At 60.0% G+C, this 23,538-nt stretch carries 22 protein-coding genes; 14 read left to right on the forward strand and 8 right to left on the reverse strand.

The window, feature by feature from the left end; genetic code table 11:
- The first annotated feature begins 35 nt into the window (after positions 1–35).
- A complete protein-coding gene (locus IPM54_13595; GenBank protein MBK9260839.1) occupies positions 36–881 on the forward strand; it encodes a hypothetical protein in 846 nt (281 codons plus the stop codon).
- Between the two features lies 1 nt (position 882).
- Here IPM54_13595 and IPM54_13600 read toward each other — a convergent pair whose 3' ends face one another.
- Entirely contained in the window at positions 883–2,013 is a 1,131-nt protein-coding gene (locus tag IPM54_13600) for a VWA domain-containing protein (protein ID MBK9260840.1), read from the reverse strand.
- A 152-nt stretch (positions 2,014–2,165) separates the two neighbouring features.
- Between IPM54_13600 and IPM54_13605 the strand changes: the two genes are divergently transcribed.
- The gene (locus IPM54_13605; protein MBK9260841.1) at positions 2,166–3,539 is read left to right on the forward strand and encodes a hypothetical protein; all 1,374 of its coding nucleotides are present in this window, start codon (positions 2,166–2,168) and stop codon (positions 3,537–3,539) included.
- A gap of 23 nt (positions 3,540–3,562) precedes the next feature.
- On the opposite strand, the gene IPM54_13610 is transcribed toward IPM54_13605, so the two are convergent.
- Positions 3,563–4,423 carry a tetratricopeptide repeat protein gene (locus tag IPM54_13610; GenBank protein ID MBK9260842.1) on the reverse strand — a complete coding sequence of 287 codons (861 nt, stop codon included), beginning with the start codon at positions 4,421–4,423 and terminating at the stop codon, positions 3,563–3,565.
- 91 nt (positions 4,424–4,514) lie between these two features.
- Between IPM54_13610 and efp the strand changes: the two genes are divergently transcribed.
- From efp to IPM54_13635, 5 genes are all read left to right on the forward strand, one after another.
- Positions 4,515–5,081 carry an elongation factor P gene (efp, locus tag IPM54_13615; GenBank protein MBK9260843.1) on the forward strand — a complete coding sequence of 189 codons (567 nt, stop codon included), beginning with the start codon at positions 4,515–4,517 and terminating at the stop codon, positions 5,079–5,081.
- Between the two features lie 127 nt (positions 5,082–5,208).
- On the forward strand, positions 5,209–5,454 hold the full coding sequence (locus IPM54_13620; protein ID MBK9260844.1) for a hypothetical protein: 246 nt from the start codon (positions 5,209–5,211) through the stop codon (positions 5,452–5,454).
- Positions 5,455–5,601: 147 nt separating this feature from the next.
- The gene (locus IPM54_13625; GenBank protein MBK9260845.1) at positions 5,602–6,576 is read left to right on the forward strand and encodes a hypothetical protein; all 975 of its coding nucleotides are present in this window, start codon (positions 5,602–5,604) and stop codon (positions 6,574–6,576) included.
- 100 nt (positions 6,577–6,676) lie between these two features.
- Complete coding sequence (locus IPM54_13630) at positions 6,677–7,726, forward strand: hypothetical protein (GenBank protein MBK9260846.1); 1,050 nt, start codon at positions 6,677–6,679, stop codon at positions 7,724–7,726.
- Positions 7,727–7,827: 101 nt separating this feature from the next.
- Positions 7,828–8,085: a hypothetical protein gene (locus IPM54_13635; protein MBK9260847.1), complete on the forward strand. Its 258-nt coding sequence runs from the start codon at positions 7,828–7,830 to the stop codon at positions 8,083–8,085.
- 59 nt (positions 8,086–8,144) lie between these two features.
- Here the strand turns inward: IPM54_13635 and IPM54_13640 are convergent, their stop codons facing one another.
- Positions 8,145–8,801: a response regulator transcription factor gene (locus IPM54_13640; GenBank protein ID MBK9260848.1), complete on the reverse strand. Its 657-nt coding sequence runs from the start codon at positions 8,799–8,801 to the stop codon at positions 8,145–8,147.
- 256 nt (positions 8,802–9,057) lie between these two features.
- Here IPM54_13640 and IPM54_13645 point away from each other — a divergent pair, with 256 nt between their 5' ends.
- Positions 9,058–9,456: a response regulator gene (locus tag IPM54_13645; GenBank protein MBK9260849.1), complete on the forward strand. Its 399-nt coding sequence runs from the start codon at positions 9,058–9,060 to the stop codon at positions 9,454–9,456.
- 34 nt (positions 9,457–9,490) lie between these two features.
- On the opposite strand, the gene IPM54_13650 is transcribed toward IPM54_13645, so the two are convergent.
- Both IPM54_13650 and IPM54_13655 read right to left on the reverse strand, forming a co-directional pair.
- Entirely contained in the window at positions 9,491–9,871 is a 381-nt protein-coding gene (locus IPM54_13650; protein MBK9260850.1) for a type II toxin-antitoxin system VapC family toxin, read from the reverse strand.
- A complete protein-coding gene (locus IPM54_13655; GenBank protein MBK9260851.1) occupies positions 9,868–10,146 on the reverse strand; it encodes a hypothetical protein in 279 nt (92 codons plus the stop codon). The genes IPM54_13650 and IPM54_13655 overlap by 4 nt, the downstream gene beginning before the upstream one ends.
- Before the next feature lie 46 nt (positions 10,147–10,192).
- Here IPM54_13655 and IPM54_13660 point away from each other — a divergent pair, with 46 nt between their 5' ends.
- The 3 genes from IPM54_13660 to IPM54_13670 are packed head-to-tail and all read left to right on the forward strand — an operon-like array spanning position 10,193 to position 16,440.
- Entirely contained in the window at positions 10,193–13,177 is a 2,985-nt protein-coding gene (locus IPM54_13660; protein MBK9260852.1) for a glycoside hydrolase family 65 protein, read from the forward strand.
- Positions 13,174–14,070, forward strand: coding sequence for a universal stress protein (locus IPM54_13665; GenBank protein ID MBK9260853.1), 897 nt, complete (start codon positions 13,174–13,176; stop codon positions 14,068–14,070). Before IPM54_13660 ends, IPM54_13665 begins: the two co-directional genes overlap by 4 nt.
- Before the next feature lie 42 nt (positions 14,071–14,112).
- A complete protein-coding gene (locus tag IPM54_13670; GenBank protein ID MBK9260854.1) occupies positions 14,113–16,440 on the forward strand; it encodes an AAA family ATPase in 2,328 nt (775 codons plus the stop codon).
- Between the two features lie 30 nt (positions 16,441–16,470).
- Here IPM54_13670 and IPM54_13675 read toward each other — a convergent pair whose 3' ends face one another.
- Positions 16,471–17,874 (reverse strand): hypothetical protein, encoded by a 1,404-nt coding sequence (locus IPM54_13675; GenBank protein ID MBK9260855.1) that lies wholly within the window; start codon positions 17,872–17,874, stop codon positions 16,471–16,473.
- 150 nt (positions 17,875–18,024) lie between these two features.
- Here IPM54_13675 and IPM54_13680 point away from each other — a divergent pair, with 150 nt between their 5' ends.
- Positions 18,025–18,642 carry a hypothetical protein gene (locus IPM54_13680; protein ID MBK9260856.1) on the forward strand — a complete coding sequence of 206 codons (618 nt, stop codon included), beginning with the start codon at positions 18,025–18,027 and terminating at the stop codon, positions 18,640–18,642.
- Between the two features lie 8 nt (positions 18,643–18,650).
- Positions 18,651–19,013, forward strand: a complete 363-nt coding sequence (locus tag IPM54_13685; protein ID MBK9260857.1) for a hypothetical protein — start codon at positions 18,651–18,653, stop codon at positions 19,011–19,013.
- Between the two features lie 4 nt (positions 19,014–19,017).
- Here IPM54_13685 and IPM54_13690 read toward each other — a convergent pair whose 3' ends face one another.
- Positions 19,018–19,539, reverse strand: coding sequence for a leucyl aminopeptidase (locus tag IPM54_13690; GenBank protein MBK9260858.1), 522 nt, complete (start codon positions 19,537–19,539; stop codon positions 19,018–19,020).
- 10 nt (positions 19,540–19,549) lie between these two features.
- Positions 19,550–21,175, reverse strand: a complete 1,626-nt coding sequence (locus tag IPM54_13695) for an acetolactate synthase (protein ID MBK9260859.1) — start codon at positions 21,173–21,175, stop codon at positions 19,550–19,552.
- Between the two features lie 145 nt (positions 21,176–21,320).
- On the opposite strand from IPM54_13695, the gene IPM54_13700 reads away from it, so the two are divergent.
- Positions 21,321–23,537 (forward strand): hypothetical protein, encoded by a 2,217-nt coding sequence (locus IPM54_13700; protein MBK9260860.1) that lies wholly within the window; start codon positions 21,321–21,323, stop codon positions 23,535–23,537.
- Position 23,538 lies beyond the last annotated feature (1 nt).

The following is a 23,538-nucleotide window of genomic DNA, read 5'->3' on the forward strand; positions in this document are numbered from 1 at the left end:
TTGCATTCGCCATTGCTCCGGTGTAGCCATATCGTATGGCCGAGCGCTGCGCGACGCATCCCGACAATGAAGCCACGCACGAATGCACGGTTTGCCATTCCATTCAGTGCACGGCGTGTTTGCGCGCGCTCGCGACCCCTGGCAGGTCCGATCCTACGCTCGTGTGTACGCGTTGTGGAGCTCTCGCAGTTCGTCTGCCCGAACCATTGCCAACGGAAAAAGAAGACCTTCGCCAGGCGCTTTTGCGTCCGTTCGACTTGGAAGGAATTTTGCTCATCATCGCAATGACGATCCCCGCGTGGCTCGCCAATGTTCCATTTCCCGGATTCGCATGGTTTTTCGCGGCAATCTACATAGGTTGCTTGTCGGCCATTTATTTTCAAACCATCGAACACGTCGGATTGGGCCGATCCGGTTTGCCTTTTTCGTCCGGCATTACGACCCGAAGCGAGCTTTTGGCAGCGCTTTTTCGCGGATTCGCTTGTATTGCCTTGGGCCTGGGACCCGCGTGGGTCACGTTCTCGTTTTTTCCCGCCGCTTGGCCTTTGGGCATTGCCTTGCTCCTCGTCGGCTTGGCCATCATGCCGGTCATCATTCTATCCATCGTGACGTCGGGCCACGGCGCCAATGCATTGAACCCCCTCGTGTGGTGGAAAGTCTATTCGCGTGCCCCACGGCGATATCCGCATCTCGTGGGGCTCTTCATTGCGTCGAGCGTCGCTGGAGGCATCTTGATCGCGCTCACGGCGTTCATCCTTGGCTGGATTCCGCTTATCGGGAGCTTACTTACCGGAGGCGCAATGACGACCGTCGCGATCGTGCAAGCATCGCTATTCGGTCATTGGTTGCGAAGGTATGGCTGGCCGTTCGACGTGGATTGAATCATTCCGGCGGCTTGACTTCGGTCGCGCAGCCAAAGAGCACTTCCACCTTGCCGGTCTTGTCGCTTTGCAACGCCGAACAAGTGTCTTTGCATACGATGATTTTCGTGGGTGACGCGGGACTGTCGAAGTACCACCCGCCCGTATTGCCACAACCCATTTCACCGTCGGGAACGTTGTAAATGGTGGTTTTCGTTCCGCCGCCCGACGTGTGAACCACGTTGATGAGGCTCGGATCGATGGTTTGTCCGTCCGGCGGCTTGGGAATGTCGTATTCGCACAAGATCTTCGCGTCCGTGACGACCGCTTTGGCCATGTCTTGAAACACTGGGTCGAAGTTTTGAATGCAAAGATTGCCGATCACGCCGCCCGTTTGCTGTACGAGCTGCTTGTAGACTTTGCCTTCGTCGGCTGAAATGGGCGTGCAGAGTTGTGCCTTGTTGCAGCACGAATTCGCACACCCAGCACAATTGAGAAAACAGAGCGCGCACGAGTCGGGCGATTCGAAGGACACGATCGCATCGAATTTGAAACCCGTGAACGTCGGGTCCAACGCCACGATGCCATTCATGAATGCGGTGGCGCCCAAGGACGAATCGTCGTCGGATACGATGGCGATGGTTTTCGTCGCATTCGGACGAAGTGAATCTTTCCATTGTGGATACGTATCCAAAATGATCTGCAATCCATTGCTGCTGCCGACGCCTTGCACGACGTGCCGATAGTTTGGCAATTTTTCATCCGCGCCATTGCACGCACCACTGCCGAGCGGCGCGGGAATGCACATCGACGCATCGGCGATCATCACCACGTGCACGTCGATTCCGCTGCCCGTGATGATCTGCGCGAACTTGTTCAGATTGGCCTGCACCTGCGCAGCTTCCTCGTCCATGCTGCCCGACGTATCGACCGCAATGATGATATCCGCAGGCTGAAGCTGCGCTTGCGCTTCGGACGATACCGATGCGCACGATGCATCGGGAGTCGATGCCGCTCGAGCTGCTCCCGCTATTCGCAGCCGTGGTAAATATATCTTCGCCCCCGGATCCCGATGTCGTATCCCCGCCGTTGCCGCTGCTATTGCCGCTGCCGGACGACGCTCCGCCCGTGCCCCGATCGGTCCCTCGCGCACCCGCAGAGCATGCCGCCAAAAACGACAGCCCCAAGGATACGCCGCCAATGATTCCCCAAAGCGTAAGTTTTCCCTTGGTCTTCATCCCTCGAAGCGTACCTCATGACGTTCTTCGATAGAACGACGATTCTCTCGCTTTTCAGGAGCCTTCCATGATTGCTCACCCGACCCTTCGCCTCATCTCGATAACGTCCCGGATGGCGCTCGTAGCCATTCCGATGCTCGTCGCAGCGTGTTACGGGCCGAGCGCCCCAACGCCCGCGGGATCCTCCAGCTCCAGCGCATCGACCGGAGCTTCATCGGGCGGTGCGGGAGGACAAGGCGGCGCGGGAGGCGCGGGACAAGGCGGAGGCACGGGACAAGGCGGCGCGACGGCGACGGCGATCGAGACAATCCTTGCCGAGCTTTCTGCAAACCTCGAAGACGCCATGAACAAGTATGCCGCTGCCGATGGATGGCCGGTTTTCGTCGAAGATGGTTACTTGTTTGTTTCGACAGACCCAAGCCTGGATCTCGTCGCAGGCGATCACGACCAATGGGCCGGCACGCCCATGAAGCTCGAAGGCAACTTTCGCTGGCTGCACATGAAGGTCATGGCGGGCAGTCGTTACAAGTTCACGAACGGCACGGTGTGGACAGCGGATCCTTGGGCGCGTTCGTACACGTACGACGACAACGGCGAGATGAGCCTCGTGCGGCCCACCGCCGCGCACCTCGATAGGTTTTTCCGCATCGGCGATGCACAGATGCCCGAACGTACGGTCAACGTGTGGGTTCCTCAGGAAAAACCAACGCACGTGCTTTACGTGCACGATGGGCAAAACTTGTTTGACCCCAAAGCAGTCTGGGGAGGCTGGGCTCTGCAAGACAGCGTCCCGCCCGCCATGATGCTCGTGGGAATCGACAACACGGGCGAAGGGCGAATGTTCGAATACACGCACGTCGAAGACATCTTCGACCTCGATGGCGACGGCACCGCCGAAGCCTGGGGAGGCAAAGGCGACGCTTATGCCGATTTCGTCAACGGCACCGTCCGCAAGCTCGTGGCCGATCGATATGGCGAACCTTCCAAAGTCGGCACCATGGGCTCGTCGCTCGGAGGGCTCATCAGCTTCCACATCGCCGATCGTTTTCCCGGACAATATGCTTATGCGGCGAGTTTGTCGGGAACGTTCGGCTGGGGCAGCATCGGCGAGCAGTCGAAAAACGAAACGATAATCGAGCGATACGTGTCACACGGATATCGATCGACGGTCCTGTACTTCGACGCTGGAGGCGGCGATCCGGGTTTGTCGCAGCAGCAGAACGAAGCGCTCTGCATGGACAGCGATGGCGACGGGATCGAGGACGACAACGGAATCGGCGACAACGCTTGTGAAAACGCGCAAATGCGCGATGCGCTCGTGGGCGTGGGCTACACGCTCGGCGTCGACGCGTTTCACTGGTGGGAAGCAGGAGCCGCGCACAACGAAGCCGAGTGGCGAACGCGCGTGTTCCGTCCGCTCGACCTCTTCGCAGGACTCTGACCTCGGCGAGTTTGTCCAGCCAATCAGTGCTTGAGCGAGATGTCCGCAAGCGCCATCCGAGCGTCGTTGATGAACGAGCTGTCGGGAAAGCGCCGGATGAACGCGCGCAGCGTCGTCTTCGCGTCGTTCCATGCCTGGATGTCGATGAGACACTCGCAGAGCAAGAACATCGCGTCGTCGACGATCTCGCGATCGGGTGACGCTTCCGAGAGCTGCATCAGGATCGGGATCGCGTCTCGTTGTCGCGACAGCTTGCGGTAGGCGCGAGCGAGGTGCAGGCGAGCGGAGGGCACGTGCGACGCGCTTTCCTTCAGCCGAATCGCATCTTCGAACGCGACGGCAGCTTCGTGCCAACGTCCAGTGCGCAAGTGATCGAGCCCGTTTTGGTAGGTCTTCACGCCAAGCTCGGCGCGCGCCGTGTCGACGGCATCCGTGAAGAACGCGACCTCTGCTCGAGACAGCGGTTCTTTGCGTAGCGCCTCGAAGCCCTCGATGATCTCTTGTTTGCGCCCAGCTCGCACGAGCTCGTAGAAGGCCGATGCAGCGGTCTCGGCGCGCGCGCGATCATCGACCCTGCGCTGCATGTCTTTCACGTCATTTTCGAGCTTGGCGATCTTGTCTTTTGCAGCGCGCGTTTCGGCTTGGACGACGTCGATGCGAGCGTCCCAGGCGAGCTTGACGACGACCACGACGACGATGACGAACAGGAAGTTGGCGCCTGCGCTGTTCCAGATCGCGCGGCGTTCGAACGCGATTTGTCGTTTGGAGATCGTCTTGAGGTCGGCCGCCAGGGCGTTCGTCAGGTTGTTCGTCTTGATGACGAGCCCGCGTGATTCGACGATTTCACGCTTGATTTCCCGCAGTTCGTCGTCGAATCGATCCATGGTTTCGTCACGTCCTCGTGCGCCGCATCTTGCTCTGTGCTAATGCGGCGCCGCTACAAAAAGCCCAGGAAACGTATCAGGAACGCCCCGCATGGACACGACCGACATCCGCAAAGGCCTCAAGATGATGCTCGACGGGATCAAAGATCCCTTCCTCGTCGTCGAAGCACAGTTCGTAAAACCCGGCAAAGGCCAGGCATTCACCCGCGTGAAACTGAAGAACATGGCCACGGGGGCCGTTCTCGAACGAACGTTCAAGAGTGGTGAAAAAGTCGAGCTTGCAAACGTCGAACAACGGGTGATGCAGTACATCTACCCCGAAGGTTCCGACTTCGTGTTCATGGACCCGGGCACGGGCGAGCAAATCACGATCAGCGGCGACAAGATCGGCGATGACTCCCGGTGGCTCAGCGACGGCATGAACATCGACGTGACGCTGCATGAGGGCAATCCCATCGGGATCGACCTTCCCGCCAACGTCACCTTGCAAATCACGACGTGCGAGCCCGGCGTGAAGGGTGATACGGCCAGCGGCGCCACCAAGCCCGCCACGCTTTCCACGGGCGCCGTCATCAACGTCCCGCTCTTCGTGAAAGAAGGCGAGTGGGTCAAGGTCGACACGGCCGACGGCAAGTACCTCGAACGCGTCAATCGCTGAAAAGCAGAGAAATTTGAAGGGCCTCGTGCACCTTTCGCGAGGCCCTGCTCTTTCACGTCCCAGCCTTTCGACTCGTCGCTTCGCATGCTTGAATGAACGGGCGAATCGGTGCACGAGGGCGCTAGGTTTGTCCAAAGCAGAGCCCAAGTTCAACAAGCTGGTCGAGGGCGTCGACTACTACAAAGAAGGCGACAAAGTCGTCTTTACGTCCGTGTACCACTTGAAGCGCGGCTACTGCTGCAACTCGAAGTGTCGTCACTGCCCCTATGGTTCGGGGGTCGCGCAAACCGTGAAGGTCGTCATTCAGGGACTTCCTGGCATCGGATCAAATTCGCCGTCCGTCGAATCCTCCACTCCCGATAAAGAAACCTAAAGACAAACCGGACTCTTTCTTCGCGTTTTCTCGGCGATTCGGGTATACGCCAAAGTGAAGGGTGTCCGATCCGGCCGAGCCGACCACGGTGCCCTCGAGTTTGTCTGTCAACCCGACGACTTCCTTATGTCGGTGAGAGGAGAATTTATGCGAGGAGCTCAGTGGATCGTGGCTGCGGGCATTGGCATCACGGCCTTGTGGACAGGGTGTGTGGTGGAAACCAACAACCCCGGCACGGGTGGAAGCGCGGGCGGTGATGCGTCGAGCTCGAGCTCCAGTTCGAGCTCCAGTTCGAGCTCCAGTTCAGGCAAGCCACCGCCCGATTGCACCATCGGCACGGGCACGGGTCAGATCGGTGGCGAATGCGGCGCATGCCTCGACACGAAGTGCGTGAACGAGATGAACGCGTGCAACCCCGACGATTTCACGTGTCCCGCGACAGGATGCCTCGAGTGCCTCGGTGGGGACAACACGGCTTGCACAGCGGACAACGAGCCGTTTGTCCAGGCTGCGTTCGCCTGTGCGCAAAATTCGTGCATGGCCGAGTGCTTCCCCCCGCCGCCGGACTGGACGTGCAACCCGCCCACGCTGGCGCCCGCAGGCAACGGCGCGTGCGTAACGGTCGGCGGGGCCATCCAATGCAACCCCGTCACCAATGAACCATGCAACACGGCCGCCGGCGAAGCGTGTGACATCAACGGAGAAGGCTATCAGTGCTGGCCTGCGCCGAACGATGTTCCGATCTGCGGTGAGTGCGACGGTTCTGCTGGTCCGTTCTGCCAGGCAGGCTTGACTTGCAACGGCGGCAAGTGCGGACGGTACTGCTGCGCTGACGAGGACTGCGGCATGGGTGCAACGTGCGACAAGTCGGGCATGTATCCCGGTGGCGTCGGGCAGTGCCTCGGACAAGCCATGGGATCAGGCGGAGCCGGCGGCATGGGCGGCGCTGGCGGAGCCGGCGGCATGGGTGGCGCTGGTGGTATGGGCGGCGCCGGTGGCGCTGGCGGCATGGGCGGTGCCGGCGGCGCGGGCGGCGGCATGGGCGGTGCTGGTGGTGCCGGCGGCGGCATGGGCGGCGCTGGTGGTGCCGGCGGCGGCATGGCTGGCATGGGCGGCGTCTAATCGATCGTTGCTCGATCATTCGATCATCGGCCTCCGGTGCATGTGCCCGGGGGCCGATGCGTTTTTCCCACCGCACGATCCGCGCTAGCGTGCTCGCCGCGTGTCCCCTTCCCCGAAAGCTCCGCGCCACGTGCTCCACTGGATCGCGTCGTGGTCCATGGTCGCAGCGTTCGTCTTGGCCACACCCGTTGCAGCTCAAACCATTTCGCAAAACGATCCCAAGACACGCGCCCGCGCTTCGTACGAGCTCGCCGAACGAGCCGCGGCCGGTCTTCGCTTCGGTGAAGCCCTGGCCGCCTACGACAAGGCCATCGAGCTCGATCCGAGCGCGCCGTTCGTGCGTGTCGCTCGCACGCGCGCGGCCGACCTGCGCGCACATGCCGAAGGCGACTTCGCACCTCTCACGCGTCTCGAAGCCGTGCGACGAAATCCTGCGGCATCACGTGACGAGATCGAAGCGCTTGCACGCGACGCAGAACATTTCCCGGCAGGTCGCGTGCGTTCCGAAGCGCAACTCGTCGCCGCCGAAGCGTTCTGGCATCGGTTTGGCGCGCCAGACCTCGCGGCCCGAGCGCTCGATGCAGCGCTGTCCGACGCGTCGGCCGATCGCCTCACGCGCGCGCTTGCCTTGAGCGAGCTCGTCGCGCTCGAACGCGAACGTGACGACCTCGATGCTGCCCAGCGCGTCGTTTCGCGCTACCCGGATCTTGCGCCGAATCTTCGCGCCGAGATCGAACGGCTCGTGCGTCGCGTATGGATCGGTCGCATCGCGATCGCCCTCCTCGCTTGCGTCTTGCTGATCGGCGTCGCTTCCGTGCTCCGTGCGCTCTTCGTCCATCGTCGCGATCCTGACGAGGTCCTTCGCAACGTCGTGCGCACGCAGTCCGTTGCGTTTGCCCTGTACATCGGAGGCGTCGCTTCCTTGCTCGTTCGACTGCATGGTGAAGGCGACGTGCGTCCCTTTTTGTGGCTGGGCTTCGGCATCCTTGCGGTCGATGCTGCTGCGCGCGGATGGCGTCTCGGGTTTGTCGACGAACGAGCTGCCGTGCGCATGGGTCGAGCGATCACGTGCGGCGTCGCAGTGCTCGCCGTCGCGTTTCTTTCGCTGAAGTACGCGGATGCGGCTTACTTGGAGAGCTTGGGACTGTGAATCCACGGCACAGTGATCCTGCGAGTGTGAATCCGCGGCACAGATTGCATCTTCACAACGCTGCAACTCGCCTGCTTTTCGCGTTCCCGTTTGGGCTTGCAATGACGGCGATCGCGTATGCGGTCGTGCGAGTGGTGGACGTCTTGCTCTTTCCGGAACCCAATCCCGCGATTGTCATCTGGACCGATCGCAGCCGGTTTTTTTGGCGAGCGCTCATTGCTGCGTACCTCGGTGGCGCGAGCGTCTTTGGTGGGTACAGTTTGGCAAAGCGAACCCCACGAGCTGCGTCCGACTGGCTTCTTCGGGCAATACTAATCGCCGGCGCGTGCCTGCTCGCGCAGGCAATCGTTGCGCCATGACAAACCTGTTCGTAGATATAGCGTGGAAATAAAAATGTCGGGTTGTGCCGCAAGAAAGCTCAAGCTTCGATGAGGCCCGTTCGCACGGCGATGCGCGTCAATTCGACCGCGCTTTTGCAGCCGAGCTTTTGGTAAATGCGCACCCGATGCGTTTCGACCGTCTTCGGGCTGATCGTGAGCCGTGCAGCCGTCTCGCGCGTCGAGCTGCCCGTTGCGAGCAGCCGCAAGACTTGTCGTTCGCGCGGCGTGAGCGCGTCGAGCCCGCCTGCACCTTCGGGCGCTGGCTTGCGCATCGCGCGAACGACCGCGCCTGCAATGCGTTGGCTGAGCGGCGCTTCACCGCGTGAAATACGCCGAATGCCATCGATGACTTCGGCCACCTCCGCGGTCTTGACCAAGTAGCCCTGCGCTCCAGCTCGAAGCGCCTCCGCCACTCGATACTCGTCGTCATAACCGCTCAGCACGAGCAGTTTTGTCGTCGGATTTTGCGTTCGAAGCGCCACGAGCAGTTCCATGCCATCTCGATCCGGAATGTTCAGATCGACAAGCACGACGTCTGGTTTGACTGCGGGAATTTCACGCAACGCTTCCGTTGCCGTACCTGCTTGGCCGGCTACTGCCATCCCTGGTTCCGCGTCGAGCGCTCGAGCGAGGCTTTCGCGTAAAACCGGGTGATCGTCGATGAGGTAAACGCGTATCGTGTTTGTATCTGACATTGACCAAAGCCACCCTTGCCGACGATTGGGCCTCAGAGGCTCCACCGAGTCAAGTCGGCCGTGGTCGGGCGCACGCCCATCTGAATGTCAGGAGATTCCTTAGGGCTCTCTCAAATTTCAATTTTATTCAAATTATACAGATTATATGCATAATTTATTACGTCCGGGGCGTACCGACAATGGCGAAATGGCCTGTCGGCAAAAGAAGCATCCCCCTGCACTCGACGATTGATGCGATCGGCTCGATGTGCTCGCGATGATCTCGACACCGCACGCCAATGTTCACGCCAACTCGAATGCGTCTGGCCGATTGGTGTTCATCGTCGATGACGACGTTGCGCTCGTCGAAGCATTGTCGGATCTACTCCGCGAAGAAGGTTATGCAGTCGAAGCGCACACGGATGTGACGGGAGCGCTCGAACGGCTGCATGCAGGCATCAAGCCGGATGTGGTTCTGCTCGATTATTTGATGCCGGGAATGAATGGCCGGGACTTTCTTGTCGAGCTCGAGCGTGAGGGGATTGACGTACCGGTGATGCTTTTTACGGCGATGAACGAATCTCGCGTGCAGGTGCCGAAACGCAACGTACGCGCGGTGATCCGCAAACCGTTTGACCTCGAACGATTGCTGCAAGAGTTGTCGAGCGTCCCCTGATGACCTCGGCGGCGAGTCGGATCTTGTTCGGCTCTCACCAAACGGTCGTAACAAGGCCCGACGAGCGTATCGAATGATCCTTCGTCACGAGTTGTGCGCCGAACGTGATCGCGGTAGCGACAATGAGCCGATCGGCAGGATCACCATGCAGGGGAAGCCGCGCTGCCAAAGCGGCAATCGTTGGTCCGATCGGCAAGAGCGCCATGCCCGTGCTTTGCATGGCGGACTCGAGCCATTGTTCCGTTGGCTGATTGATTTCGAGGCGCCCTTTGTGCACGAGCATGGCGATCTCCCAGCAGCTAATGGGCGAAAGAAAGAGCTCATCTGCGCTGTCAATCGCGGTCACGCTCGCGTCCGAAAGCCGATCTGGAGACGCGACGAGCCAAAACCAAACGTGCGTATCCAGCACAATCACGGCTTGATGTTCTCCTCGTCGTAGGTCCAATCCTCTGTCGGTTCGACGGGAGATTCGACGTCACCCACGAACTTGACCGAACCGGCAAGCGGTCCAAATCGTTCAGGATGCCGGCGCTCCGTTGGGGCAGATGCTTGCTTCGGTTCCGGAACGTGATTCGCATGCGTTGGGACGAGCCGCTTCGCTCGAAGATGCTCCACAATCGGTAGTAGCGCATCGACGTCTTCGTCCGTGAGATCGGAGAGATGAAGAAGCACGCGTTGTCGAGCTGTCACGGGCCTGAGACTACCGCATCCGTCAGTGAATGCGAGGCGTCCCCTGATGAGCTCGGCGGCGATCCGTCGCCGCACATGCCCCGCTCTCGGCACGCTTTTCGCCCTCGATGCACCCATGCTCGATTCTCCCGCGACCCAGCGCGCGGAAATGACTCGCTCGCCCGATCCTCACCAGTCACTCGCCCAATTCGATCGATTGTTCCGGTTCATCGTATGGAACTGGAACGTCCCGACAAACCGCGATGAACCGGCCGAGCTCGTCGCAGTCGCCGAGCTCTTCGACAAACTCGTCGGGCTGGGGACGCGCCTGGCGGTCGTCACGAAAAACAACACCGATCGTTTGTCGTTCCTCATTGAAACCGTAAAACCGCAACATCGCCGAAAGTTGTTCATCGTCGCGGACGACGGTGCCGTCGTTCTGGGTTTCGATCATCGAGGCACCGCCGTCGCACTGTCCATGCACGAATTTCCAAACCGATCGACTGCACTGAAGCACATCCTGGATCGGGAAATTCATCCATTGGGCATTCCGCCCAAGGACATGCTGCTGCTCGAACATTCGTTCGGTTCGACAAACAATTCGGACGACGACGACGAGCTCGATCTGTTGCCGCAATGTCACGGCGCCGTGACTTCGCAAAAATGCGAGCTCGCGCGGATCGAACGAATTCTTCGCCGCCAGACGGCCCTCGACGAGCGACTCGGATCCTTCGCGCCACCACGCGATGCGGCGTGGGTGATCCTCGAGAGCGGTTTCGACATGACGCGCGAACACGAAATCGAATCTCTGCTTGCCATCGCCAATGGCTACGTCGGCGTGCGTGGCTCCATTGCCGAGGGCAGCGACGTTTCGCGCCCGGCCACTTTTCTTGCCGGTGCGTTCGAACGATCGTCGGACGTGTATCCCGTACCCGAGCTCGTGATTGCGCCGGATTGGGGCCGCTTGCGCTTCACCATCGAAGGTGAGCCGTTCATGGCGTCGAGCACGACGGTGCGCGAGCACCACCGCGCGCTCGACATGCGCCGCGGCGTGCTCTTGCGCGAAGGCCTCGTAACCGGCACTGGAGGACACACGACCGAAATCCGAACGCTTCACGTCGCATCGATGGCCAACCGCCACTTGCTGATCGAAGCCATAGAAATCATTCCGAAAAACTACTCGGGCACCGTGACCATCGACGCCATCCTTTCGGGCGATGTGAAAAGCGAGAGCGGAGGGGCGCATTGGAATCACTTCGAGCCGCGGAGCCATCGCCACGGACCCATGCTCATCGGCACGACCCATGGTGGTTTGCGTTTGGCGCTCGCATCCCACACGACGTCCTTCGACCCGGGCATCATGGAGCTGAATTGCAAACGCGAAATGAGCGCGACGTGGGCGACGGAGCGTTGCGAATTGCACGTGCGTCTGGGTGAGCCCACCGCGCTTCACCGCGTCGTCGCACTCTACACTTCGCGTGATGAAGGCGATCCGGTGGCGCGCGCCGAAGCGCTCACGGACAAGCTCGCTCATACGTCGTGCCCCGAGGTTCTCTCCAAGCATGAAGCTGCGTGGATGTACCGGTGGAAACGCGCAAACGTCGAGATCGATGGAGCTCCAAAGATTGAGCGCGCGCTGCGATTTGCCTCCTACCACCTCTTGAGCTCCGTGCACCCAACCGATCCGCGCACGTCAGTTGGTGCGCGCGCCTTGTCGGGCGAGGCGTATCGAGGTCACGTCTTTTGGGACACCGAGATCTTCATGCAGCCGCTTTACGTGCACACATGGCCGGAAGCGGCGCGAACGCTGTTGCAATACCGACATCGAACGCTGGATGGCGCTCGTCGAAAAGCACAACGCCTCGATTATCGAGGTGCGCTCTACGCATGGGAATCGGCAGATACGGGCGACGAAACGACGCCCGAGATGGTGCTCACGCCGTATGGCGAAATCATTCCGATCTTGTCGGGCGTCGAGGAGCAGCACATCAGCGCCGATGTCGCCTACGCCGTTTGGTCGTACGTACGCGCGACGAACGACATCGAATTTCTCCGTACCGAAGGCGCCGAGATTCTGCTTGAAACAGCGCGTTTTTGGGCGAGTCGCGTCCAGGCGAAAAACGACGGGCACTTTCACATCGATCGCGTCATCGGCCCGGACGAGTACCACGAGAGCATCGACGACAACGCGTTCACCAATTGGATGGCCCGGAAAAACCTACGTGTCGCGGCCATGGTGGCCCGAGGCGAAGGCAAAGACGTCGCATCGACGCTTGGCATCGATCCCCAAGAGATCGCTCGATGGGAACACATCGCATCGCGCATGTACCTCGGGCTCGACGAACACACGCACGTCATCGAACAGCACCGCGGGTTTTTTGAGCTGGAATACGTGGACTTGCAGGAGTACACGCCGCGCACCGCGCCCATGGACGTCTTGCTCGGGCGCCAACGCACGCAGGCATCCCAAGTGGTCAAGCAAGCCGACGTGGTGCAGCTCATCGCACTGCTTTGGGACGAGATCGAACCGCGCGTTCGTCGTAAGAGCTTCCTCTACTACGAACCTCGCACCGCTCATGGAAGCTCGCTATCGCCGGGCATCCACGCGCTCGTGGCCGCACGTCTCGGTCTGGTTGATCTAGCCGAACGGTATCTCGAGCAAACCGCCGACATCGACCTCGGCAACAACATGGGCAACGCCGCGGGAGGAGTGCACGCGGCTGGGATGGGAAGCTTGTGGCAAGCCGTCGTCTTCGGAGTCGCCGGGCTTCGGCAAGATGCAAACGATCCGGAAGTATTGTTTGTCGAACCGAACCTCTTGCCAACGATGCGTCGCGTGTCGCTGCCCTTCACGATCCGAGGCACGATGCTCGAGCTGCACATTTCTCATCAGGCCATCGAAATGAGCGTCGAGGATGGGCCTGCGCCGATCGAAGTCGCGGTGCCAGGATCATCAGGAACGCACCAGCGCGTGCGTGCAGAGCCAGGCCGCTCGTACGTGACCAAACACGCCAAGGACGGCTTTTCCGCGTGGGAGGAGACATCGCAATGACACGGGCCCAAGCCGCGGCCATTCATTTGGAGCACAAACGTTTTCCGCAAAGCGAACGGAGACCGATGCGTCCACGCGTACTCGTGGCGCTCCACGGAAGTGCGGCCCCGAGCGAATCGATTGCGATGGGGCGCCTCGTCTCGTCCACGATGCAGCAACCCTTGCACGGCGTGTTCATTTCCAAATCACCAACCGAGCCGAACGACGTGCCCCAGATCCTGCACCTGCCCAGTTATGCCCTCGAAGGCATCGTGCTCGACGTCGAGGAGGGAGATCCGGCCGCACGGCTCGCAGAGATTTCGAAGATGCACCCGACGGCATTTTTGGTCGTGGGTGCGGATCCCAGTGCCGGGGACAAACTCGGCGTCGGTACATTTGCGGCACGGGTGATCGAAGAGTCGAGTGCGCCGGTGCTCGTGGTTCGTCCGGGCAACGCAGCAAAAATTCAGCGAATCCTCGTCCCGCACGATGGAACGCCGACCACGGCAATCGCTCTCGAACCTGCAGGCGACCTGGCACGAGCTTCAGGGGCGTCGCTCGACATCCTGCTCGTGGGCGAGGCGCAACGCTTTCCGCCGGAAACGGAACCCGGAGCGATGACGCTACCGCAATACGTCGATCAACCACATCACGAATGGCCAGCATTTTCTGAAGAATTCGTCGAGCGATTCATGAAGGCGCTCGGACATTGTCCGTCCGATGTACCCATCCGCTTTTTTTTGGGCGCGGGTGACCCGGGCGAAGAAATTCTCCGTTATGCCGAAATGTTCTCGTCGGATTTGGCTGTGCTCGTATGGCATGGGCATGCGAGCGCCCGACACGGAGGCGTATTTCAAACGGTGCTCCGGCGAGCGAACTGCTCGGTGCTCATTTTGCGTGCCAATGAGGGTTGAGATCCGGGCGGCAAGCGGGCGTGGGTGGTATCCTTCGGACACATGCCCGCTCGAAAACTCGACAGCACCGAATGTCACAAGCGCCTATCGCCCACCGAATTCCTGTTCAAAACGACGGACGACGTCGAGCCCGTGTCGGGCATCGCGGCCCAGGAGCGAGCGCTCGCGGCGCTTCACTTTGGTTTGGATATTCGACACTCGCGCTTCCACGTGGTCGTCGTAGGTCCTTCCGGTTCGGGACGAACCTTCTGCGCCCGCCAGGTCGCTCGGCGAATTGCATCCACCTTGCCGACGCCGGACGACATTCTGCTTTTGCCAAACCCCGGTCGGCCCAACGAACCCACGGTGCTCACGCTGCCTGCGGGTGAAGGTCGGCCGTTTCGCGACGCGCTCGAAGATCTCTACGTCAAACTGCTCGAAGGCATCCGCGGAGCGACCGAAGGCGAGCGGTGGAAGCAAACACGTGCGCGCGTGCAAAGACGTGTCGAAGCCGAGGAAGCACGGCTCGAAGAAGAATTGAAAACACAAGCGAAATCGCTGGGACTCGATGTCAACCGGACAGGACGCGAATTTCAAGTCGCTCCGCTCGAAACGGAAAATGCCTCGGAAAGTCCCTCGAGCGATGCGCTGCGGTCCGTAACGGCGGCAATCGATGCATTCGAGGAGCGCTTGGCGTCCGTGCAAGACGAGGGAGATGCGGAGCTTCGAGCCGCAACGAAACAATTTTTGGCGGACGCAACCAAAGCTTGTTTCGTCCCCGTGCGTGCGCAATTCGAAGCGCAACCGGAGCTCATCGCGTTCTTGAGCGAAGTCGAATCGCTCGTGACGCGACAAACCCGCATTCTCGTGGACGAACCGGGAGGCGACGAAACGCCGGCGCTCGTGCGCGGCGTCATCGTTCCGACGCTGCTCACCGAGCACAAGCCGGGTTCAGGCGCGCCGGTCGTCGAAGTGCCATATCCGACATTGCCCACGTTGTTCGGTCGCAGTCATGCTCCACCGGATTCGGGAACGCCGCCCGAGCCTGGATTTGCCGTGGCCGGAGCGCTTCATTTGGCCAATGGCGGATTTTTGATATTGCCCGCCAATGCCCTGCTCAAGAACGAAGCGCTTTACGAACAGCTCAAGGCTTGTTTGCTCTCCGCAAAGTTCATCGTTCCGGAACACAACCCCACGTATTATCGCGGAACGACCGAAGAGTTGATGTTTCCGCCGATGCCGCTCGATTTGAAAGTCGTGCTCATTTCGAGCGCCGATTTGTACCAAGAGCTGCACGAGGCCGATCCTGAATTTTCGCAACTCTTCAAAGTGCAAGCTCGTTTCGATAGCACGATGCCCATGGGCGCGGCGATCGCGACGTATCCGTCGTTTTTGGCCGATGTCGTGCGCGACCGGCGTCTCTTGCCGCTGACGACAGACGCGGTGACCGAGCTGCTCTTTTATGGCGGGCGTCTTGCCGAAAGTCAGCGCAAAGTGACGGCTCAATTGGGGCTTTTGGCCGAAGTCGCGACGGAAGCGAGTTATCGCGCGCAGCGGAAAAAACGGACCGTCGTCGATGGCGCGGAGATTCTTGCAGCGCTCGGAGCGGCGCAGCGCCGAAGTGACCATTTTCGCGATCAAGTGCACGAGCTTCTGGCGGACGGCACGATTCGCATCGAGGTCACGGGCAAACGAACGGGGCAAGTCAATGCAATCAGCGTATTGAGCGACGGGCCGGTCACGTTTGGCAGGCCGTGCCGCGTGACGGCGGTCGTGTATCCGGGCACCGAAGGACCGGTGAACATTGCGCGCGAAGTGGAAATGAGCGGGCCACTTCATTCCAAAGGCGTGCTCGTGCTCTCGGGTTTTCTATCGCTACGTTTTGCGCAAGTTCGCCCGCTTTCGTTCGGCGCGTCGCTCGTATTCGAACAGACGTACGAACCGGTCGATGGAGACAGCGCTTCGACGAGCGAGCTTTTTGCGCTCCTGTCGGCGCTCAGCGGGTATGCCTTGCGGCAGGATTTGGCCGTGACCGGAAGCGTGGATCAACAAGGAAGCGTCTTGCCCGTCGGCGGTCTCAATGAGAAAATCGAGGCATTTTACGATTTGTGTGCCGCCAAAGGTTTGACCGGGGACCAAGGCGTGCTCATTCCAGCCGCCAATCAACATGCACTGATGCTCCGTTCGGACGTCGTCGAAGCCATCGGTCGCGGACAATTTCACGTGTATGTCATCAGCACGGTGGAAGAAGGCATCGAGCTGCTCACGGGATCGACCGCGGGCGTGTCCGACGACAATGGGCATTACCCTGCGGGGACGGTGTTCGGCGCCATCGAACACAGGCTCGAAAGGTTTTTCCGGGCGATGGCAGAAATCGGCCGCGCGCGGTGAAACGGTCATGCTTTGACTGCGGACGCTCGATCATGGCACGACGAATACCGCGCCGCGCATCCCCAATGTCCCGTGAATGATACAATAATATGGGTACGTTCCTGGGGAAGGCATCGTGAAGGCCTTGGACGTTCCTGTGCTCGTAACAGGAACAAACGGGCCGGTCGATGCAGCCACGGGGACGCCGCTCACGACTACGCCACCTTGTAGAGGGCTTTCGGCAAAGTCGCCCGAAAAGGTTACAATGGTGCCGCTTTTGACTTTGATGCACTTGGGTGCGTAATAGAAGAGCTGGAATGCCACGGTGGTCGCCGGAGAGGCTGTCAGATCCATTGCCGTATCCACGTCGCATTCGTTTACATCGGCCCAGCATTGGCCCGCATGACACATGGCGCTCGAGCAATCATCGTCGACGACGCAGCCCTTGCCATTGTCGCAATCGTCAACGCAAGACCCGCCACAATCGACGTCCGTTTCCGTACCGTTTTTCAATTTGTCGAAGCATGTCGCGCACGTCATCGTCGTCGTGGTACAGGACTTGTTGATGCAATCCTCGTCCACGAGGCAGCCATGGCCGTCCTCGCAATCGGTCACGCATGTGCCACCGCAATCGATGTCCGTTTCCGTTCCATTCTTCGTGCCATCGTTGCAAGCCGGTATGGCGCACGTCTGCCCATTGCAAACGAAACTCATGCAATCGCTGTCGATCATGCACGCTTTGCCGTCGGAGCAGCGGCCGCACGATCCTCCGCAATCGACGTCCGTCTCGATGCCGTCTTTGATGCCATTGCCGCATTCGGCTGCGTAACATGAATTGTCCTGGCAAACGCCGCTCATGCAGTCGGCCCCCTCGTTGCATTCGACGCAGGTACCGCTGTCATTGCAAACATGACCACCGAGCTCCGAACACGGCATACCTTGGGCCTCGAATGGATGCAGCGGAGCTCCCATGGCGCAGAGGTCTTGCGTGCAATCCTTGCCGTCGTCTTGAACGTCTGAATCATCGTATTGCGACGCGATCATGCCATTTCCATCACAGACTCGCATGAAACAATCTGCCGATATTTGATCCGCGACCGGCATGCCTACCGCAACGTTGACCGTCTCGCATATCCCGTTCACGCACGCAGCACTGATGCATTCGCTCGCAACCGGCGGGCAATCGCTCGGCACCTGGCATTCCGGCGCGCCGCCTCCCTCGCCTGCGGATCCCCCCTGCCCACCCAATCCCGCTTGCCCTCCCGCGCCAGCTTGCTCGCCCCCACCGCCTTGTAGTCCCATACCCCCGACGCCCATATCGAACCCACCGCTGCCCCCTGCATAAATTTCGTCGCGATCCACACTGGCAACGAGCTCGCAGCTCCATACCGTCGCGGCAAATCCGATTGCAATCACCTTGAGGATTCGAGATTCGTCGCCGCGCATCGTTTTCATGATTGGCTCCTGCAATTCCGGTAACAAGTGTCGTACACTGCGAATCTTCGTCCTGCCCTTACCAATCGTCATCCACCACGAAGCTCGCTCATGCAGTGAACTTGACACAGGACATCGAGCCGAGCTGCAAGACATGATAAGGTGGACGTCATGGCTGCGAAAACAAGAGCGAGCGCGCGTCGCTTCACGGTGCTGGTCGTCGTGACATCGCTGAGCGCGCCAGTCGTCGTTCACGCTGCGGAAACGAAAGAAGAGCCGCCCGCTGCAAAACCTCGCGGCGAGCTGCTGGTGGGCTTGGGCGGCTCGGCGGGTCTGACCAATTGGTCGGGCGATCCCGTGAGTTATGGCTCGGTGGCGCTCGGATTGCGGCTTTTTGGGGTCATCACGCCATTTGCAGAAGCACGCGTGGGCGGAGGTCGCGTCGACCAACGCATGCTGACGTTCTTGTCGCTCGGTCTTGCAGGCACGTTTCAGGTGACGAAAAAAGTCGCGCCGCGTGTGTTTGTCGGGGCCGTCCACCAGCACGAAGAATCGCTCGCCGCGGTGGCCGAAGCGCCATTCGGCGCGCTGCTCGGCATCGGAGGAGGCATACGGCATCGCGCCGGTGTCCAAGCCGGCGTCGGTTGCGACTTCACCGTGTATCAAAAAGACAGATTGGTGCTGACCGTCGGACCCGAATTGCGCGGGGCATATCTGACGTATTCGAGCGGTCCCTCGTGGTATGGGCAAATCGGCGCCGTTGCAAACGGACACTTTCGTCTATTTTGAGCAAAACCATGCGTTATTACTGGCATCTCACAATCTTGGCCATGTGTGCCGGCATCACTGCCTGCAGTGCATTCTACACGGAAATCGAAGATTACCCCTGTCCTCCCGGCGGAACGACATTGACGTACGACAATTTCGGCGCCGGATTCATGAATGCTCATTGCCAATGGTGTCATGGTTCCGAGGCAAACGATCGCCAAGGTGCACCTGGAGAATTCATTTTCGATACGCAGGCGCAGGTGATTCGCCACAAAGCACGAATTTTCGTTCGCAGCGCAGCCGAAAACGATTCGATGCCACCCGGACCCGAGGATCCGTCGCTCGACGAACGAACGAAACTCGCCGAATGGCTCGCGTGCGGGGCTCCCTGATGAGCTAAATCACCCGACGCACGCGCCTTCGTTCTTCGATCATGTGTTGCGTGATGCGTTTGCGCCCATCAGGGCCTTCCACGAGCGTCCATACGTCGTGCTCGCGCTTGCGACCGGCGCTGGCCAGCAAGATGTCGGCCGCGCGTTCCGCCGCAATGAGCTCGTCCGGGCGCCCCGGCAATTCGACGACCGCCACGCGCGCGACGAGGCCCTCCATGACGTCGAGCATGTGATGCACGATGCGACGAAATGGTTCTTCGCCGAATTCACTCTTCGCTCCCGCGCCAAAAAAGAGCAGCTTGTCGAATGTGAGCCGCGGTTTGCCCGGGACCATGACGACCTCGCCGGGTTTGCCCGTGACGAAGGCGCTCCGCAATAGCGTGGACACGCCACCTGCGAGGCGCCAATCGCATAGGCCCGCGACACCGTGCAGTGGACGAACGTCGGTCCACACGGTGCATGCGAGAATCTCGGTGTCGAGATCATCGAGGCTCGCAAGCTCGGGATTGCAGAATCGTAATTCCACGACAAACGCGTCAGACGCTGATGGCGCCTTTGCGGAAATCGCTCCGCGCGATTTTCACGTTGACACACGAAGGTTTGTCGGCGGCAAACGCCGCATCGAGCGCCGGGCCGAGGTCCTCGATGCGCTCGACCCAATACCCCACACCTCCAACCGCTTCGACGACTTTTTCGTAATGCGTATAATCGAGCGATGTCGCAGGAGCTCGCTCAGTCCCGTACAAATCGACCTGCCCGCGACGAATTTGCATCCACGCCGCATCGTTGCCGATGATCGAAATGACGGGAATGCCCTGGCGCACCATGGCTTCGAATTCGAGCGCATTGAAGCCGAACGAGCCATCCCCATAAATCAAGACCACGCGGGCATCCGGACGCGCAAGCTTCGCGGCCATGGCATAACCTGGACCAACGCCAAGCGTTCCGAGCGGCCCGGGGTCCATCCACATTTGTGGCCATTCGAGTTTGATGACGTTCGCCGCCGTCGCAACGAAGTCGCCTCCATCACCGATGACGATGTCGTTCTTCCCGAGGCGTTTTCCGATTTCATCGCAAACGCGCAGAGGATTCGGCGGGTCCGTGGTCGCAGTGATTTCACTTTGCATTTTGGCGCGCGACTTCTCTTCGGCAGCACGCATCGTGCTCACCCATGCGGGCGCTCGCTTTTCTTTGACCCCCGCCAAAATTTGTTCGAGCACGAGTCCACTGTCGCCATGAATGGCAACATCCACTTTGCGGTTTCGTCCCATTTCGGAACCATCGAGGTCGATTTGGACGACTTTGGCTCCAGGGTTGATGGCTCGCCCGTATTCGAGACGAAAATCGAAGGGCGTACCGAAGACGAAACACAAATCGGTTTGTCCTAGTGCAACTCGGCGCGAGCGCGCAAAGAAATTCGGGTGCGCATGCGGCAAACCTCCACGCGCCATACCATTCAAAAAGTACGCCCCATCGATGGCATCGGCAAATTCGCGCAAAATCTCGCGCCGCGCCGACCAGCGGAGCTGACTGCCGACGATGAACATCGGTCTCTCGGCTTGCTTCAGCATTTCGGCCGCGCGCGCAATCGAACGCGGATCGCCACCGGGGCGAGGCGTTTCCGCAAACGGCCCCGTGGCCGGAGGCGCATCGTCGCCAAAGTTCATCAGCAGATCGAGCGGCATTTCGAGAAAAACGGGACCCGGCACATTGGCTTGCGCAATACGAAACGCCGAGTCGATGTATTCGGCAATGCGATCCGTCGAAGGCACCGAAACGCTCCACTTCGTAATGGACCGCATCAGCTCGACGTGATTCATGTCCTGCAGTGAGCCCATGTCCTGCAAAATGCGAGGACCTGCGCCTCCGATGACGATCATCGGCACGCCTGCACGCTGTGCATTGGCCACCGCCGTCACCACATCGGTTACGCCCGGGCCTGCCGTGACTGCGCACACGCCAGGCTTGCCCGTAACGCGCGCGTACGCGTCGGCTGCGTGCCCAGCCGTTTGCTCGTGCCGCACGTCGACCACGCGGATGCCGTCATCGAGGCAGCCGTCGTAAATGGCCTGAATGTGCCCACCGCAGAGCGTGAACAGATGCGTGATTCCGTGTCGAGCAAGCGCTTTGGAGACGAGCCTTCCACCGTGAACTTGTGCCATGCCGCGCGTATACCACGGATAGGCGCGCGTGGGCCACCGACTTTGTACTTCGCCCGAACGTCGCGTGTCTTCGACGAGCGTGCGCACACTGTTGCAATTACGCGCCGGCACGAGCACTCTCGCGCGTGGAAGCGAGGTATCGACGATGCGTAGATCCAAGTCCCTGCTCCTCATTTCGATGCTCATCGGTTGCTCCGCAGAGCCAGTTGCCAATGACGTCGCCATCGTACCGTTCGACGTCGCGAAAACGGGCACGACGCCGTTTGGCGATATTCCCTGGCCGAGCGACCTGTATCTGGACGCGGACGGTCGCGTGTCCGAAGTTCCAAACCTGTCGCGCGTATCATCCACGAGCAGCGCAATCCAAGCTGGTTTGTCTTCACTGGATGGTTTCGGACGAGCCTCGGGCGGATTGTTTTTCCTTCCAGACCCCATCGATGAAACGTCGCTTCCTCGCGACGACGCAAAAGCATTCGAAGAGGCCTCGAGCATTTATCTCATCGACGTCGATCCAAGCTCGCCCCATCGAGGCAAACGGTACGCAGCCCTCGCCAAGTATTTGCCGTCGCTCGGTTGCCTTTCGGTCATTCCCGTGCCGGGCGTCGTATTGCCCATGGGCACTCGTCACGCCATTGTCGTGACGAATGCCGTGCGCACGATGGATGGCAGGCATCTGGGACCCGCACCCGAGCTCGCACGCATTGCAAACCTCGCAGCAAGTAGCCGGACGACGGACGTGGAAAAGTTATATGGCGATGCCATTGATGAAATCGTTGCGGCGAAAGCCGTCGGAAATGCCGACGCCATTGCGAGCTTGACGGTCTTCACGACATCACGCAAAGCCGAGGAGATGCCGCTGCTCCGAACGCGACTACGTGACGAGCCCGAACCCGAAATCTTTTTGAATGAGGCGAATGCAGCACCGTATACGGCCGCCGTGTTCGGTGTCGCTTCGACACCGTCGATCGGTGATTGGCTAGGCAAACCCGAAGTGGACGACAAGGGCGTCGAATGGCCCGGTGGAGACAATCCCGGCGGTATTGCACACGATGCCATTGCCGTCATTGCGTCGGGCGCCTTCGTTGCGCCGTCGTTTCTCGATGCAACGACAAGCCACATCGAAAAAGATGCGGGCGGCGCATTTGTGCTGGCCGATGCAAACGCCAAAATTCCCGTGACCATCATCATTCCAAAGTCACCCATGCCTGCCGCGGGGTATCCGATCATCATCAATGGCCACGGCCTCTCGAACAATCGCGGAAGTATGCTGTCGCTCGCCAACGAGCTTGCGCGTGCAGGTTTTGCCATGATTGGCATCGACGACGTGCTGCACGGCTCGCGGGCAAACATACCCGACAAGAAAAACAACTTCAAAGGGACCTACGCCGGACCCGATGGTATACCGGACGAATATCCGTTTCCCATTCCATTCTTTGCGGACTTCGCGGACTTCGTCACCGTGCGCGACCATTTCCGACAAACCATTCTGGACCATATGAGCCTCGTGCGGCTCATCCAAAGCAGCAAGCTGGATTTGTCGCCATTGGCGAGCGCCGCGGGAGGACAAACGCCGAAGCTCGACGCAGCGCACATCTATTGGAGCGGCGGATCGCTCGGAGGCATCATGGGCTCGATGGCCCTGGCGCTCGAACCGGAAATCAAAGCAGGCGCATTGCAAGTTCCCGGCGCAAGCTTCGTGCAGCTCATCACGACGAATTCTGCCGAAGTATCGGGACTCGTCGGCACCATTGCAAAAGGAACGTTCGGCATTCAAGGCGAAGAAATCTTGGATGAATATCACCCCATCGCCAATCTATTGGGATCCATTACGGAGGGCGGTGATCCCATTGCGTACGCACCACACATCTTGGAGAATCCGCTCAATGGGCGCGAAAAGCCGGACGTGCTCGTCACGTATGCCCTTCACGACGAAGTGTTACCGAACATTGCAACCGTTGCGCTCGTACGCGCCATGGGTCTCGATCTGGCCACGCCAAACCTCGTGGACATCCCCGCCATGACGAATGTCGCGGCTCCCGTGCAAGGCAATCGCGGTGCACGTACCGCCGCTGCCGTGCAGTATTCACCCGCCGACCATGCGCTCGGATACAATCGCTACGACAAACGCGAATACGAACCGAACAGCACATCGTCTGCCCAAATTCGATTCCCGCCCATCCTGAAACCTTTCAATGTGGAAATGCCCATCCGCGAGCATTCCGCACAACTCGCAACGTTCTTCTCCACAGCCTACGCCGGTGCCGCTCGAATCGATGTCACGGCTCCGCCCATCGCCGACTTCGATGGCGACGGAGCACTCGATGCCGCAGACGCAGCTCCGTACGACCCAAACGTGAAGTAAC

It is taken from the genome of Polyangiaceae bacterium, assembly GCA_016715885.1.
Taxonomy (GTDB): Bacteria; Myxococcota_A; Polyangia; order Polyangiales; family Polyangiaceae; genus Polyangium.

Coding starts and splice junctions, on each gene's coding strand:
- IPM54_13680 (MBK9260856.1), top strand. CDS start 18,025: ATGGCTGCGAAAACAAGAGCGAGCGCGCGTCGCTTCACGGTGCTGGTC.
- IPM54_13700 (MBK9260860.1), top strand. CDS start 21,321: ATGCGTAGATCCAAGTCCCTGCTCCTCATTTCGATGCTCATCGGTTGC.
- IPM54_13685 (MBK9260857.1), top strand. CDS start 18,651: ATGCGTTATTACTGGCATCTCACAATCTTGGCCATGTGTGCCGGCATC.
- IPM54_13675 (MBK9260855.1), bottom strand. CDS start 17,874: ATGAAAACGATGCGCGGCGACGAATCTCGAATCCTCAAGGTGATTGCA.
- IPM54_13640 (MBK9260848.1), bottom strand. CDS start 8,801: ATGTCAGATACAAACACGATACGCGTTTACCTCATCGACGATCACCCG.
- efp (MBK9260843.1), top strand. CDS start 4,515: ATGGACACGACCGACATCCGCAAAGGCCTCAAGATGATGCTCGACGGG.
- IPM54_13635 (MBK9260847.1), top strand. CDS start 7,828: ATGACGGCGATCGCGTATGCGGTCGTGCGAGTGGTGGACGTCTTGCTC.
- IPM54_13610 (MBK9260842.1), bottom strand. CDS start 4,423: ATGGATCGATTCGACGACGAACTGCGGGAAATCAAGCGTGAAATCGTC.
- IPM54_13670 (MBK9260854.1), top strand. CDS start 14,113: ATGCCCGCTCGAAAACTCGACAGCACCGAATGTCACAAGCGCCTATCG.
- IPM54_13595 (MBK9260839.1), top strand. CDS start 36: ATGGCCGAGCGCTGCGCGACGCATCCCGACAATGAAGCCACGCACGAA.
- IPM54_13665 (MBK9260853.1), top strand. CDS start 13,174: ATGACACGGGCCCAAGCCGCGGCCATTCATTTGGAGCACAAACGTTTT.
- IPM54_13695 (MBK9260859.1), bottom strand. CDS start 21,175: ATGGCACAAGTTCACGGTGGAAGGCTCGTCTCCAAAGCGCTTGCTCGA.
- IPM54_13660 (MBK9260852.1), top strand. CDS start 10,193: ATGAGCTCGGCGGCGATCCGTCGCCGCACATGCCCCGCTCTCGGCACG.
- IPM54_13645 (MBK9260849.1), top strand. CDS start 9,058: ATGATCTCGACACCGCACGCCAATGTTCACGCCAACTCGAATGCGTCT.
- IPM54_13605 (MBK9260841.1), top strand. CDS start 2,166: ATGATTGCTCACCCGACCCTTCGCCTCATCTCGATAACGTCCCGGATG.
- IPM54_13625 (MBK9260845.1), top strand. CDS start 5,602: ATGCGAGGAGCTCAGTGGATCGTGGCTGCGGGCATTGGCATCACGGCC.